This window comes from Streptomyces sp. NPDC025784 (assembly GCF_055558435.1).
On the sequence record NZ_JBVHMN010000011.1, the window covers coordinates 316,420 to 332,198 of the forward strand.

Here is a 15,779-nt window from a genome sequence, read left to right on the forward strand (position 1 = left end):
CGGGGGACGACGCCGCCCCGTCCGGACCCCAGGAGCGGCAGCGCGGCGCGAAGTGGGGGAGCCCTGTCCTGCCGGGGACGCGTTGCGGCCACAATGGGGGGATGAGCGACAGTCCAGCCCCCCTCGCTGATCCGCACCTTGTCTTCGACCCCGTGGACGGAGTCAGGGATGTCGTGATCCTCGGCTCCACCGGCTCGATCGGCACCCAGGCCATCGACCTCGTGCTGCGCAACCCCGACCGGTTCCGGGTCACCGCGCTGTCCGCCGCCGGCGGCAGGGTCGGACTGCTGGCCGAGCAGGCCCACCGGCTCCGGGTCCGGGCGGTCGCCGTCGCCCGCGAGGACGTCGTCCCCGCGCTGCGCGAGGCACTCGAGGCGCAGTACGCCCCTGGAGAGACCCTTCCCGAGATCCTCGCCGGGCCGGACGCCGCCACCCGGCTCGCCTCCTCCGACTGCCACACCGTGCTCAACGGCATCACCGGTTCGATCGGCCTCGCGCCCACCCTCGCCGCCCTGGAGGCGGGCCGTACCCTCGCGCTCGCCAACAAGGAATCGCTCATCGTCGGCGGCCCGCTGGTGAAGGAGCTGGCCAAGCCGGGACAGATCATCCCCGTCGACTCCGAGCACGCGGCGCTGTTCCAGGCGCTGGCCTCCGGCACCCGCGCCGACGTGCGCAAACTGGTCGTGACCGCCTCCGGCGGCCCGTTCCGCGGCCGTACGAAGGCGGAGCTGGCCGACGTCACCCCCACCGACGCCCTCGCACACCCCACCTGGGCCATGGGACCGGTCATCACGGTCAACTCCGCGACCCTGGTCAACAAGGGGCTGGAAGTCATCGAGGCGCACCTCCTCTACGACATTCCCTTCGACCGCATTGAGGTCGTCGTGCACCCGCAGTCGTATGTCCACTCGATGGTGGAATTCACTGACGGATCGACGATCGCCCAGGCGACGCCCCCCGACATGCGGGGGCCGATCGCCATCGGCCTCGGCTGGCCCGAACGCGTCCCGGACGCGGCGCCGGCCTTCGACTGGACCAAGGCGTCGAGCTGGGAGTTCTTCCCGCTCGACAACGACGCGTTCCCGTCCGTCGGGCTCGCCCGGCACGTGGGGCAGCTCGCGGGCACGGCCCCGGCGGTGTTCAATGCCGCCAACGAGGAGTGCGTCGACGTGTTCCTGAACGGCACACTGCCGTTCAACGGGATCATGGAGACCGTCACACGGGTGGTCGAGGAACACGGCACCCCGGTCACGGGAACTTCCCTGACCGTCGCGGACGTCCTCGAAGCGGAGACCTGGGCGCGTGCCCGGGCCCGGGAACTGACCGCCCGGACGACAATCGCGGAGGCTCGTGCATGACGACCCTGATGATGATCCTCGGCATAGTCGTCTTCGTGGTCGGCCTGCTCATCTCGATCGCGTGGCACGAGCTGGGGCATCTGTCGACGGCCAAGCTCTTCGGCATCCGCGTGCCGCAGTACATGGTCGGCTTCGGCCCGACCATCTGGTCGCGCAGGAAGGGCGAGACGGAGTACGGGATCAAGGCGGTTCCGCTCGGCGGCTACATCCGCATGATCGGGATGTTCCCGCCCGGCCCGGACGGCCGTATCGAGGCCCGTTCGACGTCACCGTTCCGCGGCATGATCGAGGACGCCAGGTCCGCGGCCTTCGAGGAGCTCAAGCCCGGCGACGACACCCGCCTCTTCTACACGCGCAAGCCCTGGAAGCGCGTGATCGTGATGTTCGCGGGCCCCTTCATGAACCTGATCCTGGCCGTCGTGATCTTCCTCGGCGTGATGATGACGTTCGGCATCCAGACCCAGACGACCACGGTCGGCAAGGTCTCGGACTGTGTCATCCAGCAGAGCGAGAACCGCTCGAAGTGCGAGTCCGGGGACCAGGCGGCGCCCGCCAAGGCCGCCGGGCTGAAGGGCGGCGACAAGATCGTCGCGTTCGACGGCAAGGCCGTCGAGGACTGGTCCGTCCTGCAGTCCGACATCCGTGCCAACCCCGGCAAGGACGTCACGATCACCGTCGAGCGCAAGGGCGAGAAGGTCGACCTGACCGCTCACCTGATCAAGAACCAGGTGAGCAAGACCGACGGCAACGGCGGCTATGTCGAGGGCAAGTACGTGTACGCCGGGTTCCTCGGCTTCACACCGGCCTCCGGCATCGTCCAGCAGTCCTTCTCACAGTCCGTGGACCGCATGGGCGACATGATGCAGAACGGCGTCGAGTCGCTGGTCGCGCTCCCCGGCAAGGTCCCCGACCTGTGGGACGCCGCCTTCGGCGACGGACCGCGCAAGGCGGACTCCCCCATGGGCGTGGTCGGCGCGGCCCGCATCGGCGGCGACGTCTTCACCCTGGACATCCCCGCCTCGCAGCAGGTCGCGATGATGCTGCTGCTGGTCGCCGGCTTCAACCTCTCCCTGTTCCTCTTCAACATGCTCCCGCTGCTCCCGCTCGACGGCGGGCACATCGCGGGCGCCGTCTGGGAGTCGCTGCGGCGGAACACGGCGAAGGTGCTCCGCCGCCCCGACCCGGGTCCGTTCGACGTCGCGAAGCTCATGCCCGTCGCCTACGTGGTGGCCGGGATCTTCGTCTGCTTCACGCTCCTGGTGCTCATCGCGGACGTCGTCAACCCGGTGAGAATCTCCTAGCGGCACGAGCTTTTCGGGTGGCCGGACACACGTCGTGTCCGGCCACCTTCCATTGAGTGGGTTTGGGGGCGTGATGTGCTCGGCCGCGCGCCGGTGCCGTAATCTCGAAGCCTGGAGCCCACGATTCCGGGACCTTGATCCACAACTTGGGGTTGCACAGCAGATGACTGCGATTTCTCTCGGCATGCCGTCCGTTCCGACCAAGCTGGCCGAGCGCCGCAAGAGCCGGCAGATCCAGGTCGGAACGGTCGCCGTGGGCGGAGACGCACCGGTGTCGGTGCAGTCGATGACGACGACGCGTACGTCGGACATCGGTGCCACGCTCCAGCAGATCGCCGAACTGACCGCGTCCGGCTGTCAGATCGTGCGCGTGGCGTGCCCCACCCAGGACGACGCGGACGCGCTCGCGACGATCGCCCGCAAGTCGCAGATCCCGGTCATCGCGGACATCCATTTCCAGCCGAAGTACGTCTTCGCCGCGATCAACGCGGGCTGCGCCGCCGTCCGCGTCAACCCCGGCAACATCAAGCAGTTCGACGACCAGGTCAAGGAGATCGCGCGGGCCGCCAAGGACACCGGCACCCCGATCCGCATCGGCGTCAACGCCGGCTCCCTCGACAGGCGCCTGCTCCAGAAGTACGGCAAGGCCACCCCCGAGGCGCTCGTCGAGTCGGCGCTGTGGGAGGCCTCCCTCTTCGAGGAGCACGACTTCCGCGACATCAAGATCTCCGTGAAGCACAACGACCCGGTGGTCATGGTCAACGCCTACCGGCAGCTCGCCGCCGCGTGCGACTACCCCCTGCACCTCGGTGTGACCGAGGCCGGCCCCGCCTTCCAGGGCACCATCAAGTCGGCCGTCGCCTTCGGCGCCCTGCTGTCCGAGGGCATCGGTGACACGATCCGCGTCTCCCTCTCCGCCCCGCCGGCGGAGGAGGTCAAGGTCGGCCTCCAGATCCTGGAGTCCCTCAACCTCAAGCAGCGCGGCCTGGAGATCGTCTCCTGCCCGTCCTGCGGCCGCGCCCAGGTCGACGTCTACAAGCTGGCCGAGGAGGTCACGGCCGGCCTGGAGGGGATGGAGGTCCCGCTCCGCGTCGCCGTCATGGGCTGCGTCGTGAACGGTCCCGGCGAGGCCCGCGAGGCCGACCTCGGCGTCGCCTCCGGCAACGGCAAGGGCCAGATCTTCGTCAAGGGCGAGGTCATCAAGACCGTGCCCGAGTCGAAGATCGTGGAGACCCTCATCGAGGAGGCCATGAAGCTCGCCGAGCAGATGGAGGCCGACGGCGTGGCCTCCGGCGAGCCCTCGGTCGCCGTATCGGGCTGACCTCCCGCCCTGTCCGCCCCCGCCGCTCTCCGAGGGCGGCGGCAAGCTCCGGCCCGCCCGGTCTCCGACGACGAGACCGGGCGGGCTGCTTGTCTGACTCCGGTGGTCTCCGCGTCCGAGGGCGGGGGCAACCCTTCAGCTCGTCCGGCGTTCGAGGACGAGGCCGTCCAGGCCGAAGCGGGGGTCTGTGGGCGGCAGCCTCCAGGGCAACGGGACGGGCAGGGGCGGAGGGGGCGAGAACCGTCGGCCCCAGGCACCCCAGGTGCCACGACCGCATCACGCCCGCCCGTTCCCGGCCGGCGGAAAGCCCCCCACGAGCCCCGGGAAGTCTCCCCGAGGGCCCCAGGGAGGGCAACGGGCGGCACACCCCAATCGGGCCAGGTACAGTGCGGAGATCAGCAGACCGTATGGTGAAGGCCCCCGCACTTGTTGACCCAGACCACCACCAGGGTCCTCGAACCGAGCGACCTGGACGCCGTGCTCGCCGTCCTCGACCGCGAGCCGGTCGCGAACGCGTTCGTCGCCTCCCGGGTACAGATCGCCGGCCTCGACCCATGGCGTCTCGGCGGCGAGATGTGGGGCTGGTACGAGGACGGCATGCTCCGCTCCCTGTGCTACGCGGGCGCCAACCTGGTCCCGATCTGCGCCACCCCGAGGGCCGTGCGCGGCTTCGCCGACCGGGCCCGCCGAGCCGGCCGCCGCTGCTCCTCGATCGTCGGCCCCGCCGAGCCGACCGCCCAGCTGTGGCGGCTGCTCGAACCGAGCTGGGGCCCCGCCCGGGAGGTCCGCGCCCACCAGCCACTGATGGTCACCGACCGGCTCCCCGACACCGTCGCACCCGATCCGTACGTCCGCCGCATCCGCAAGGACGAGATGGAGACGATCATGCCGGCGTGCGTGGCGATGTTCACCGAGGAGGTCGGCGTCTCGCCGCTCGCCGGGGACGGCGGCCTGCTCTACCAGGCACGGGTGGCCGAACTCGTCGGTTCCGGAAGGTCGTTCGCACGCCTCGACCAGCACGGCAAGGTCGTCTTCAAGGCCGAGATCGGCGCCGCGACCACCCAGGCCTGCCAGATCCAGGGCGTCTGGGTCGCCCCCGAGTACCGCGGCCAGGGCATCGCCGCCCCCGGCATGGCGGCCGTCCTGCGCTACGCCCTCGCGGACGTGGCCCCCGTCGTCAGCCTCTACGTGAACGACTTCAACACGGCGGCCCGCGCCACCTACCGCCGCGTGGGCTTCCAGGAGGTCGGCGCGTTCATGAGTGTCCTGTTCTGACGCCCCGCACGGGCCTTACGGCACCTCACACGCCCCACCCCTCGCCAGGTAGTCTCCCCGGCATGCTGCGCATTCCCGGTCAGGGCTTCCGCAACCCCGACGACGTGGTCATCGGCCCGCTGGATCTCGCCGCGCGCGTGGACGAGGCGCTCGCCGTACAGGCCCTCGCCTTCGGACTCGGCGCCGACGAGGTCGCCGTACGCCGCCAGATCGTGCTGCGCCACCTCACCTGCCCGGGAGCCCGCGCGCTGGGCGCCACCACCGCCGACGGACGCCTCGTCGGCTTCGTCTACGGCATGCCCAACGACCGCGCGCACTGGTGGTCCACCGTCGTCGAACCGTATCTGCGCGCCCAGGGCCGCGACGGCTGGCTCGACGACTCCTTCGTGATCACCGAACTGCATGTGCACCCTCGCTACCAGAACCGGGGCATCGGTCGCTCTCTGATCACCCGGATCACGGACACCGCCGCCGAACCCCGCTCGATCCTGTCCGCGATCGACACGGACAGCCCGGCCCGTGGCCTCTACCACTCACTGGGCTACGAGGACCTCGCCCGCCAGGTTCTGTTCCCCAGTGCACCCAAGCCGTACGCCGTGATGGGCGCCCCTCTGCCGCTGCGCAGGCACTAACCGATTTCCACCGTCCCGTCCCGCCCGGCTAACCTCCTGCCATCACCCTTACGCAGCAGGAGTCGAGAATCATGGCCCAGGTCCAGCGCATGTCCCGTTTGATGGTCAAGACGCTGCGTGACGACCCGGCGGATGCCGAGACGCTCAGCCACAAGCTGCTCGTCCGCGCCGGTTACGTGCGCCGCAACTCCGCGGGCATCTGGACCTGGCTGCCGCTCGGCAAGAAGGTCCTCGACAACATCTCCCGCGTGGTCCGCGAGGAGATGGACGCGATCGGCGCCCAGGAGGTCCTGCTTCCCGCGCTGCTCCCCAAGGAGCCGTACGAGGCGTCGGCGCGCTGGGAGGAGTACGGCGACCTGCTGTTCCGCCTCAAGGACCGCAAGGGCGCGGAGTACCTGCTCGGTCCGACCCACGAGGAGATCTTCACCCTGGTGGTGAAGGACCAGGTGGCCTCGTACAAGGACCTGCCGGTCATGCTGTACCAGATCCAGACGAAGTACCGGGACGAGGCCCGCCCGCGCTCCGGCGTGCTGCGCGGCCGCGAGTTCCAGATGAAGGACTCGTACTCCTTCGACACGACCGACGAGGGGCTCGCCGAGTCCTACCGGCTGCACCGCGAGGCGTACCAGAAGATCTTCGCGCGTCTCGGTCTCGACTACCGCATCGTCTCGGCCGTCTCCGGCGCGATGGGCGGCTCCGCGTCGGAGGAGTTCCTCGCCCCGGCCGCGGCCGGCGAGGACACCTTCGTGGACTGCCCGTCCTGCGACTACGCGGCCAACACGGAGGCGGTGACCTTCAAGCTCACGCCGGTGTCCGAGGAGCACGGCCCGGTCGAGGAGCTGGACACCCCCGACACCCCGACCATCGAGTCGCTCGCCGAGCACCTCGGCGTCCCCGCCTCCGCGACCCTGAAGAACCTCCTGGTCAAGGTCGACGGTGAGATCGTCGCGGTGGGCGTCCCGGGCGACCGCGAGGTCGACCTCGGCAAGCTGGGCGAGCACCTCGCCCCGGCCGTCGTCGAACTCGTCACCGCCGAGGACTTCGAGGGCCGCGGCGACCTCGTCCGTGGCTACGTGGGCCCGCAGGGCCTGGAGAAGGTCCGCTACATCGCCGACCCGCGGGTGGCGCCCGGGACCGCCTGGATCACCGGCGCCAACAAGGCCGACACGCACGCGAAGAACGTCGTCGCGGGCCGTGACTTCGAGGTCGACGACTACCTCGACGTCGTCGTGGTCGAGGAGGGCGACCCGTGCCCCGCGTGCGGCACCGGCCTGAAGCTGGACCGCGCCATCGAGATCGGCCACATCTTCCAGCTCGGCCGTAAGTACGCCGACACCTTCCAGCTCGACGTCCTCGGGCAGCAGGGCAAGCCCGTGCGCGTGACCATGGGCTCGTACGGCATCGGTGTCTCCCGTGCGGTGGCCGCGCTGGCCGAGCAGTCGGCGGACGACCAGGGCCTGTGCTGGCCCGAGGAGATCGCTCCCGCCGACGTCCACGTGGTCGCCGCGGGCAAGGCCCTGCAGACCGAGCTGGCGCTCGACGTGTCCGAGAAGCTGAACGCCGCGGGGGTGCGCGTCCTGGTGGACGACCGTGCCGGGGTCTCGCCGGGCGTGAAGTTCACCGACGCGGAGCTCATCGGCGTGCCGAAGATCCTGGTCGCCGGCCGTCGCTCCGCCGAGGGTGTCGTCGAGCTCAAGGACCGGCGGACCGGTGAGCGCGAGGAGCTGACCGTGGACGAGGCGATCGCCCGTCTCACGGCCTAGTCGGTTCCCCCTGGGCCCGCGCGGCGGTGCGCTGCCGCGCGGGCCCTTGCCGGCTTTCGGTCCGTGGTCCTCCGCCGCTGCGTCGTGGCTGGGCGCGCCGTTCCTCGCGCCCCTTTCGGGTGTGTCTCGGCCGGTGCTGTTCGGTGATCCGGGGCAGCCGGTCTGTGTGTCTGTGCCGGTGCGTCGTGGCCGGGCGCGCCGTTTCCCACGCCCCTTTCGGGGCGCTCGGTGCCGTTGGCCGGCGTCGGTGTCAGAGCCAGCCGGCGAATTCGAGGAGGAGTTCTGCGTCCTGGGGGCGGCCGACGCGACGGGCTCGGACGCCCGACTCGACCGCTCGGAACAGGGTCCAGCCGCGCAGCCGTTCCTGGTCCACGTCGAGGGACTCGGCGAGCCGCTTCACCCGGCGCCGGGTGATCGACGACCCCGACGGGGACGCGATCAGGTCCTCGACCCGGTCGCGGACCAGCCGGGCCAGATCGAAGGCGCACTCGCCGACCACCGGGTCGGGGCCCACGGCCAGCCACGGCATGCGCTCGCCGGCGAGCACCTTGCTCTGCCGGAACGTGCCGTGCAGCAGCCGTTCCTCCGGCGGCGCGGCGAGCAGTTCCTCGCGGGCCGTGAGTGCCGCGTCGACCAGCGGCGCGACCTCCTGGTCGGCGGACGCGGACGCCCGCATCGCCTCCGCCTGCCGGCCCGTCCGCTCGGCGACCGTCTCGAAGACGTGCGCCGCGGGCGGCTCGACCCACAGCCGCCGCAGCGTGCCCGCCGCCTCCAGCAGGGCCTTCGCCTCAGGCAGCGACCGTACCGACATCTCCGGGTGCAGCCGCTCCAGAAGCAGCACACCACGGGTGTCGCCGGGGTTGAGGAGCCGCACCGCGCCGCGTCCGTCCCAGTGGGCCAGGGCGGCGCACTCGCTCTCCGGACGGGCCCGCTCGGGCGCGAGCTTCAGCACGGCGGGCGTTCCGTCGGCCTGCCGTACCAGCAGGACCAGGCTGCTCCTGCCACCCGGCGCCTGCACCCGCTCCACGATCAACTCGCGTACGTCTGCGGCCTGTTGTGCCAGCTCGGGCAGCTTGGCGAGCCATTCGTCGGTCCCGTCGGCGCCCTCGGCGCCGCCCCGCTGGATCTCGCCGAGCGCCCGGACGAGACGCCGCGGCGGTTCGAAAGCCATGCCCGAGTTGTTCCCTTCCAGGTCGCGTCACGTCTGTGGGGACGCGGACGCGGAGGTGGTGGCCGCCCGCTCCGCGAGCCCAGGGAAGGCTACGCTCTCGCCGCTCCAGCGCACCGCCCGCACCGCCGCCTCGCGCAGCGCCTCGGCGGCGGCACGCCGCCGGTCGCCGGTGGCGGCGCGCACGAGGTCCGAGTAGACGCCGGCGACGCGCTCCTCCAGTTCCGCCGCGAGCCGGACCGCCGCGGCCGAGTCCTTGACGGCGAACGGCAGCGCGTACGCGGCGGAGGCGGCCTGGGGCGTGCCGTCCAGGTCCCGGACGGCCCGCGCCAGCTCGTCCCGTCGCGCCCGGTGCGCGTCGTAGGCGGCCCGCGCCTCGTCGCGCCGCCCCTTGCCGATCTTGCCGCCGACGACGCCGTATCCGTAGACGGCGGCGTGTTCGGCGCCCAACGCGGCCTGCAGAGCCCCGAGTTCGGCCTTCTCGGCCCGCTCGGTGCGGGCCGGGCCCGTGGTGCGGGAGGTCTTGCTCACTTCGCCCCTTCCGACAGCAGATACGCGTGGACGGCGCCGGCGGCCGCCACCGAGGCCAGCAGCCTGGCCAGTTCGCCCGGCATCTCCACCAGGGCCTTCGTGCGCGCGTCCGCCAGGGCGCGTTCGGCCGCGCCGAGCTCACCGACCGCGTCCTTCGGGTCGGCCGGCACGGTGGGGGAGGCGGACGCGGACGCGGACGCGGGCGCGCCGGCCGCCGTCGCGGAGACGGTCGCGGAGGGCGAGGCGGTGGCGTGAGCCCCGTCCCCGAAAGCCTTCGCGTGCCGGACGACCTCGGCCCGCAGCGGGGTCAGCCGCTCCGCCAGTGCCGGATGCGCGGCGATCACGGCGGCGTAGTGACCGGCGAGCTCCTCGCTGTCGCGCGCGGCACGCGCGCGTGCCCGGTCCGCGGCCGAGGGGCTGCCGCCGGCCGTGTCGGTGGACGGTTCGGAAGTGGAACAGCCCGCGAGCGCGAAGGCGCCCGCGGCCGAGGCGAGCAGGGTCCTTCGGCGCGGACCCGACGGGGCGCGCGACGGCAGGGTGAACGGCACGGCAGTCGTCCTTGGAGGGCTCGTACGGAAGGAGAGGGCGAGGCGCCCGTGATCACGGTACCCGCGCCCCGGCCGAACGCGTGCCAGCGGCTCTCCCGAGCCGGTCCCGGCAGGTGGTTTCCGCCCTTCCGCGCAGGGCACCGGCTAGGCAGCGGGCGGCGGAGGGCCGCACCCGGCCGGCTCCCGGTGGACGGCAACACCCCCCGCGACCGGATACCCTTTGACCTGACACACGACCTAACCACAACAGCACACGCGGCCGAGGAGTCACCCGGATGAGCACCACCCAGAGCGAGAGGCTGCGAGAACTTCTGGAACCGCTCGTAGGCTCTCAGGGACTCGATCTCGAAGAGATCGCAGTGGACTCGGTAGGCCGCAAGCGTGTGCTGCGTGTCGTCGTCGACTCGGACTCCGGTGCCGACCTGGACCAGATCGCCGATGTGAGCCGCGCGCTCTCGGCGAAGCTCGACGAGACGGACGCGATGGGCGAGGGCGAGTACACCCTCGAGGTCGGAACCCCCGGTGCCGAGCGTGAGCTCACGGAGCACCGTCATTACGTGCGCGCGACCGACCGCCTGGTGAAGTTCCAGCTGACGGAGGGCGGCGAGCTGGTCGCCCGGATCCTGAAGGTCGACGACGACGGTCTCGACGTCGAAGTCCCGGGCGTGAAGGGCCGCAAGCCCACCGCCCGGCACCTCGCCTTCGAGGACGTCGCCAAGGCGCGTGTCCAGGTCGAGTTCAACCGCAAGAACAAGAACGAAGAGGAGGCGTAGCCGTGGACATCGACATGAGTGCCCTGCGGGGCTTGGTACGGGAGAAGGAGATCTCCTTCGACCTGCTGGTCGAGGCGATCGAGTCGGCCCTCCTCATCGCCTACCACCGCACCGAGGGAAGCCGCCGCCACGCGCGCGTGGAGCTGAACCGGGAAACCGGCCATGTGACCGTGTGGGCGAAGGAGGACCCCGAGGACCTGGAGGAGGGGCAGGAGGCGCGCGAGTTCGACGACACCCCCTCGGGGTTCGGGCGGATCGCGGCGACCACCGCCAAGCAGGTCATCCTGCAGCGCCTGCGGGACGCCGAGGACGACGCGACGCTCGGCGAGTACGCCGGACGCGAGGGCGACATCGTCACCGGGGTGGTCCAGCAGGGCCGCGACCCGAAGAACGTGCTCGTCGACATCGGCAAGCTGGAGGCCATCCTGCCGGTGCAGGAGCAGGTCCCCGGCGAGAACTACGAGCACGGCCTGCGCCTGCGCTCGTACGTCGTCCGGGTGGCGAAGGGTGTGCGCGGTCCGTCCGTCACCCTTTCGCGCACGCACCCCAATCTGGTGAAGAAGCTCTTCGCGCTCGAGGTGCCGGAGATCGCCGACGGCTCCGTCGAGATCGCCCACATCGCCCGTGAGGCCGGCCACCGTACGAAGATCGCCGTCCGGTCCACCCGCAGCGGCCTGAACGCCAAGGGCGCCTGCATCGGCCCCATGGGCGGCCGCGTGCGCAACGTCATGGCCGAACTGAACGGCGAGAAGATCGACATCGTCGACTGGTCGGACGACCCGGCCGAGATGGTGGCGAACGCCCTCTCCCCGGCCCGCGTCTCGAAGGTCGAGGTCGTCGACCTCGCGGCCCGCTCGGCACGCGTGACCGTCCCCGACTACCAGCTGTCGCTGGCCATCGGCAAGGAGGGGCAGAACGCCCGGCTCGCCGCCCGGCTCACCGGCTGGCGCATCGACATCCGTCCGGACACCGAACAGCAGCCCGAGCAGAGCGGGGAATAGATCCAAGCCGCGGGTGGCTCAGATCACGACAGTTCCCGCCGAAGCAACTGTTCGATTCTTGCCCCAAAGGGGTGAGGTCGCTACGGGGAGGTAGACTTAAGAGTGTCTGGCCGGACGCGAGCCCGCGCATGCCCTGAGCGCACCTGTGTGGGGTGCCGGGAGCGAGCGGCCAAGAAGGACTTGCTGCGCATCGTGGCGGTCGAGGACGAATGTGTCCCCGATCATCGCGGTACGCTGCCCGGCCGGGGTGCATATGTGCACCCCGCCCTGGTCTGTCTCGACCTGGCGGTCCGCCGCCGGGCGTTCCCGCGGGCGCTGCGCGTCCCGGGACCGCTCGACACCGCGGCGTTGCGCCTCTCCGTCGAGCAGGCAACACCGTAAGACGTGTCGTACGGAACCCCCGTGCGGCCCTGGTACCCCGCGAGTTGGAAGTAGGTCGAGATTGCGATGAGCACTCGATGAGCACGCGATGAGTACGCCCATGAAGTAGCGACGGTCCGGACGCAAACCCGGACCTAAAAGGAGCGAAGTGGCTAAGGTCCGGGTATACGAACTCGCCAAGGAGTTCGGCGTGGAGAGCAAGGTCGTCATGGCCAAGCTCCAAGAACTCGGTGAATTCGTCCGTTCGGCGTCCTCGACGATCGAGGCGCCCGTTGTCCGCAAACTGACTGACGCCCTCCAGCAGGGCAGCGGAGGCGGCAAGTCCGCCCCCGCCCGCAAGGCTGCCCCGGCCAGGCCGGCAGCCCCCTCTCCCGCGCAGGCGGCCCGTCCGGCTGCCCCGCGCCCGCCGGCTCCCAAGCCGGCCACGGCCGAGCGCCCCGCGGCTGCCCCGGTCACGCCGGCTGCCCCGGGTCCGCGCCCGACACCGGGCCCCAAGCCCGCGCCGCGGCCCGCTCCGGCGACCCCGGCTCCGGCGGCGCCCGAGTTCACCGCGCCCCCGGCGGCCTCCCCGGCTCCGGCCGCAGGCCCCCGTCCGGGTGCCCGCCCCGGCGCGCCGAAGCCCGGCGCCCGTCCGGCCGGTCCCGGCCAGGGCGGCCAGTCCCGCGGTGACCGTCCCGAGCGCGGCGACCGTCAGGGCGCCCCGCGTCCCGGCGGCCAGGCCCCGCGTCCCGGTGCTCGTCCGGCCGGCCCGCGTCCGGGCAACAACCCCTTCACCTCCGGCGGCTCCACCGGCATGGCGCGCCCGCAGGCGCCCCGTCCGGGTGGTGGGCGTCCCGGTCCCGGCGGTCCGGGTGGCGCAGGCGCCCCTGGTGGCCCGCGTCCGCAGGGCGCCGGTCAGGGTGGTCCCCGTCCGCAGGGCGGCCCCGGCGGCGCTCCGCGTCCGCAGGGCGGTCCGGGCGGCGCCCGTCCGACCCCGGGAGGCATGCCCCGTCCGCAGGCCCCGCGTCCCGGCGGCGGCCCCGGCGGCAACCGTCCGAACCCCGGCATGATGCCGCAGCGTCCGGCTGCCGGCCCGCGTCCCGGCGGTGGCCCCGGTGGCCGCGGTCCCGGCGGCGGCGGTCGTCCCGGTGCCGGTGGCGGCGGTCGTCCGGGCGGCGGTGGCGGCTTCGCCGGTCGTCCCGGTGGCGGCGGTGGCGGCTTCGCCGGTCGTCCTGGTGGTCCCGGTGGCGGTGGCGGCGGCTTCGCCGGTCGTCCCGGTGGTCCCGGTGGCGGCGGTGGCCGTCCCGGCTTCGGCGGTCGTCCGGGTGGTCCCGGTGGCCGTGGCGGCACGCAGGGTGCCTTCGGCCGTCCCGGCGGTCCGGCGCGTCGTGGCCGCAAGTCGAAGCGGCAGAGGCGCCAGGAGTACGAGGCCATGCAGGCCCCGTCCGTCGGCGGCGTGATGCTGCCTCGCGGCAACGGACAGACCGTCCGCCTGTCGCGCGGTGCGTCCCTCACCGACTTCGCGGAGAAGATCAACGCCAACCCGGCGTCGCTCGTCGCCGTGATGATGAACCTCGGCGAGATGGTCACTGCCACGCAGTCCGTCTCCGACGAGACCCTCCAGCTGCTCGCCGGCGAGATGAACTACGTCGTCGAGATCGTCAGCCCGGAGGAGGAGGACCGCGAGCTGCTCGAGTCCTTCGACATCGAGTTCGGCGAGGACGAGGGCGGCGAGGAATTCCTCATGCCGCGTCCGCCGGTCGTGACCGTCATGGGTCACGTCGACCACGGTAAGACCCGACTGCTGGACACCATCCGCAAGACGAACGTCGTCGCGGGCGAGGCCGGCGGTATCACGCAGCACATCGGTGCGTACCAGGTCGCCACCGAGGTCAACGACGAAGAGCGCAGGATCACCTTCATCGACACCCCGGGTCACGAGGCGTTCACCGCCATGCGTGCCCGCGGTGCGAAGTCGACCGACATCGCGATCCTCGTGGTGGCGGCCAACGACGGTGTGATGCCCCAGACGATCGAGGCGCTGAACCACGCCAAGGCGGCCGACGTGCCGATCGTGGTCGCGGTCAACAAGATCGACGTCGAGGGCGCCGACCCGACGAAGGTGCGCGGTCAGCTCACCGAGTTCGGTCTGGTGGCCGAGGAGTACGGCGGCGACACGATGTTCGTCGACATCTCCGCCAAGCAGGGTCTGAACATCGACCAGCTGCTCGAGGCCGTGGTCCTGACCGCGGACGCCTCGCTCGACCTGCGGGCCAACCCGGAGCAGGACGCGCAGGGCATCGCGATCGAGTCCCACCTCGACCGTGGCCGCGGTGCCGTGTCGACCGTGCTCGTCCAGCGCGGCACGCTGCGCATCGGTGACACGATGGTCGTCGGCGACGCGTACGGCCGTGTCCGGGCGATGCTCGACGACAACGGCAACAACGTCGAGGAAGCGGGTCCCTCGACCCCCGTCCTCGTCCTCGGTCTCACCAACGTCCCGGGTGCCGGCGACAACTTCCTGGTTGTCGACGAGGACCGCACGGCACGTCAGATCGCCGAGAAGCGCGCGGCGCGTGAGCGCAACGCCAACTTCGCCCGCCGGGGTGTCCGGTTCTCCCTGGAGAACCTGGACGAGGCCCTCAAGGCCGGTCTGGTGCAGGAACTCAACCTCATCATCAAGGGCGACGCGTCCGGTTCGGTGGAGGCTCTCGAGTCCTCGCTGCTCCAGCTCGACGTCGGCGAAGAGGTCGACATCCGCGTCCTGCACCGCGGTGTGGGTGCGGTCACCGAGTCGGACATCGACCTGGCGACCGGCTCCGACGCCATCGTCATCGGCTTCAACGTCCGCGCTGCGGGCCGCGCGGCGCAGATGGCGGAGCGCGAGGGCGTCGACGTCCGGTACTACTCGGTGATCTACCAGGCCATCGAGGAGATCGAGGCGGCCCTCAAGGGCATGCTCAAGCCGGAGTACGAGGAGGTCGAGCTCGGCACGGCGGAGATCCGCGAGGTCTTCAAGTCGTCCAAGCTGGGCAACATCGCCGGTGTCCTGGTCCGCTCGGGCGAGGTCAAGCGCAACACGAAGGCGCGCCTCGTCCGCGACGGCAAGGTCATCGCGGAGAACCTCACCATCTCCGGTCTGCGTCGCTTCAAGGACGACGTCACCGAGATCCGCGAAGGCTTCGAGGGTGGTATCAACCTCGGAAACTTCAACGACATCAAGGTCGACGACGTCATCGCGACGTACGAGATGCGGGAGAAGCCGCGCTCGTAGCAGCAGGTACCTCTTGGTGCGACCCGGGGCCGGTCGGCGGCAGTAAATGCCGTCGATCGGCCCCGGCCGTTCGTTGTACGGTTCTTGATGTCCCGGGCAAGCATGGCCGGGCCATCTACCCCGTACCGGCGGGACATCCGGATACACATATGTACGTGGGGACTCTGTCCTTCGACCTCCTGCTCGGCGACGTACGGTCGCTGAAGGAGAAGCGCTCCGTCGTCCGTCCGATCGTGGCCGAGCTCCAGCGCAAGTACGCGGTGAGTGCGGCGGAGGTCGACCACATGGACCTGCATCGCAGGGCCGGCATCGGCCTCGCGGTGGTGTCCGGGGACGCCGGCCATCTGACCGACGTGCTGGACCGGTGCGAACGACTGGTCGCCGGGCGTCCCGAGGTGGAGCTGCTGTCCGTGAGGCGGCGCTTCCACGGCGACGACGACGAGTGACACACAAGCTTGAGACGCAGAACAGGAA

The 15,779-nt window shown here is 71.2% G+C and carries 14 protein-coding genes; 11 read left to right on the plus strand and 3 right to left on the minus strand.

Annotated elements, in window-relative coordinates; translation table 11 throughout:
• Window positions 1–101: 101 nt before the first annotated feature.
• The 6 genes from dxr (at window position 102) to ACZ4IF_RS25560 (ending at window position 7,650) form a co-directional block, all read left to right on the plus strand.
• Window positions 102–1,358 carry a 1-deoxy-D-xylulose-5-phosphate reductoisomerase gene (dxr, locus tag ACZ4IF_RS25535; RefSeq protein ID WP_467566614.1) on the plus strand — a complete coding sequence of 419 codons (1,257 nt, stop codon included), beginning with the start codon at window positions 102–104 and terminating at the stop codon, window positions 1,356–1,358.
• Complete coding sequence (locus tag ACZ4IF_RS25540; RefSeq protein ID WP_467566617.1) at window positions 1,355–2,659, plus strand: M50 family metallopeptidase; 1,305 nt, start codon at window positions 1,355–1,357, stop codon at window positions 2,657–2,659. Before dxr ends, ACZ4IF_RS25540 begins: the two co-directional genes overlap by 4 nt.
• 163 nt (window positions 2,660–2,822) lie before the next feature.
• Window positions 2,823–3,980, plus strand: coding sequence for a flavodoxin-dependent (E)-4-hydroxy-3-methylbut-2-enyl-diphosphate synthase (gene ispG / locus ACZ4IF_RS25545; protein ID WP_467566620.1), 1,158 nt, complete (start codon window positions 2,823–2,825; stop codon window positions 3,978–3,980).
• A gap of 426 nt (window positions 3,981–4,406) precedes the next feature.
• Window positions 4,407–5,255, plus strand: coding sequence for a GNAT family N-acetyltransferase (locus ACZ4IF_RS25550; RefSeq protein ID WP_467566623.1), 849 nt, complete (start codon window positions 4,407–4,409; stop codon window positions 5,253–5,255).
• Window positions 5,256–5,317: 62 nt separating this feature from the next.
• The gene (locus ACZ4IF_RS25555) at window positions 5,318–5,887 is read left to right on the plus strand and encodes a GNAT family N-acetyltransferase (protein ID WP_359492209.1); all 570 of its coding nucleotides are present in this window, start codon (window positions 5,318–5,320) and stop codon (window positions 5,885–5,887) included.
• Between the two features lie 71 nt (window positions 5,888–5,958).
• Entirely contained in the window at window positions 5,959–7,650 is a 1,692-nt protein-coding gene (locus ACZ4IF_RS25560) for a proline--tRNA ligase (RefSeq protein ID WP_095937002.1), read from the plus strand.
• A gap of 250 nt (window positions 7,651–7,900) precedes the next feature.
• Here ACZ4IF_RS25560 and ACZ4IF_RS25565 read toward each other — a convergent pair whose 3' ends face one another.
• The 3 genes from ACZ4IF_RS25565 to ACZ4IF_RS25575 are packed head-to-tail and all read right to left on the minus strand — an operon-like array spanning window position 7,901 to window position 9,897.
• Complete coding sequence (locus tag ACZ4IF_RS25565) at window positions 7,901–8,821, minus strand: aminoglycoside phosphotransferase family protein (protein ID WP_467566627.1); 921 nt, start codon at window positions 8,819–8,821, stop codon at window positions 7,901–7,903.
• Window positions 8,822–8,848: 27 nt separating this feature from the next.
• Window positions 8,849–9,349, minus strand: coding sequence for a ferritin-like domain-containing protein (locus ACZ4IF_RS25570; RefSeq protein ID WP_467566630.1), 501 nt, complete (start codon window positions 9,347–9,349; stop codon window positions 8,849–8,851).
• Window positions 9,346–9,897, minus strand: coding sequence for a hypothetical protein (locus ACZ4IF_RS25575; protein ID WP_467566633.1), 552 nt, complete (start codon window positions 9,895–9,897; stop codon window positions 9,346–9,348). The genes ACZ4IF_RS25570 and ACZ4IF_RS25575 overlap by 4 nt, the downstream gene beginning before the upstream one ends.
• Before the next feature lie 275 nt (window positions 9,898–10,172).
• Between ACZ4IF_RS25575 and rimP the strand changes: the two genes are divergently transcribed.
• The 5 genes from rimP to ACZ4IF_RS25600 all read left to right on the plus strand — a co-directional run bounded on the left by rimP (window position 10,173) and on the right by ACZ4IF_RS25600 (window position 15,751).
• Window positions 10,173–10,670 (plus strand): ribosome maturation factor RimP, encoded by a 498-nt coding sequence (gene rimP / locus ACZ4IF_RS25580; protein ID WP_467566635.1) that lies wholly within the window; start codon window positions 10,173–10,175, stop codon window positions 10,668–10,670.
• A 2-nt stretch (window positions 10,671–10,672) separates the two neighbouring features.
• A complete protein-coding gene (gene nusA / locus ACZ4IF_RS25585; RefSeq protein WP_467566637.1) occupies window positions 10,673–11,671 on the plus strand; it encodes a transcription termination factor NusA in 999 nt (332 codons plus the stop codon).
• Between the two features lie 102 nt (window positions 11,672–11,773).
• Entirely contained in the window at window positions 11,774–12,052 is a 279-nt protein-coding gene (locus tag ACZ4IF_RS25590) for a YlxR family protein (protein ID WP_359492198.1), read from the plus strand.
• Window positions 12,053–12,200: 148 nt separating this feature from the next.
• A complete protein-coding gene (gene infB, locus ACZ4IF_RS25595) occupies window positions 12,201–15,305 on the plus strand; it encodes a translation initiation factor IF-2 (RefSeq protein WP_467566640.1) in 3,105 nt (1,034 codons plus the stop codon).
• A 149-nt stretch (window positions 15,306–15,454) separates the two neighbouring features.
• Window positions 15,455–15,751, plus strand: a complete 297-nt coding sequence (locus ACZ4IF_RS25600; protein WP_028802531.1) for a DUF503 domain-containing protein — start codon at window positions 15,455–15,457, stop codon at window positions 15,749–15,751.
• Window positions 15,752–15,779: the final 28 nt, after the last annotated feature.

What these genes read in the sequence shown, in the direction of transcription:
- dxr (WP_467566614.1), top strand. Translation starts at nt 102, where the DNA reads ATGAGCGACAGTCCAGCCCCCCTCGCTGATCCGCACCTTGTCTTCGAC.
- rimP (WP_467566635.1), top strand. Translation starts at nt 10,173, where the DNA reads ATGAGCACCACCCAGAGCGAGAGGCTGCGAGAACTTCTGGAACCGCTC.
- ACZ4IF_RS25600 (WP_028802531.1), top strand. Translation starts at nt 15,455, where the DNA reads ATGTACGTGGGGACTCTGTCCTTCGACCTCCTGCTCGGCGACGTACGG.
- ispG (WP_467566620.1), top strand. Translation starts at nt 2,823, where the DNA reads ATGACTGCGATTTCTCTCGGCATGCCGTCCGTTCCGACCAAGCTGGCC.
- ACZ4IF_RS25560 (WP_095937002.1), top strand. Translation starts at nt 5,959, where the DNA reads ATGGCCCAGGTCCAGCGCATGTCCCGTTTGATGGTCAAGACGCTGCGT.
- ACZ4IF_RS25555 (WP_359492209.1), top strand. Translation starts at nt 5,318, where the DNA reads ATGCTGCGCATTCCCGGTCAGGGCTTCCGCAACCCCGACGACGTGGTC.
- ACZ4IF_RS25540 (WP_467566617.1), top strand. Translation starts at nt 1,355, where the DNA reads ATGACGACCCTGATGATGATCCTCGGCATAGTCGTCTTCGTGGTCGGC.
- ACZ4IF_RS25565 (WP_467566627.1), bottom strand. Translation starts at nt 8,821, where the DNA reads ATGGCTTTCGAACCGCCGCGGCGTCTCGTCCGGGCGCTCGGCGAGATC.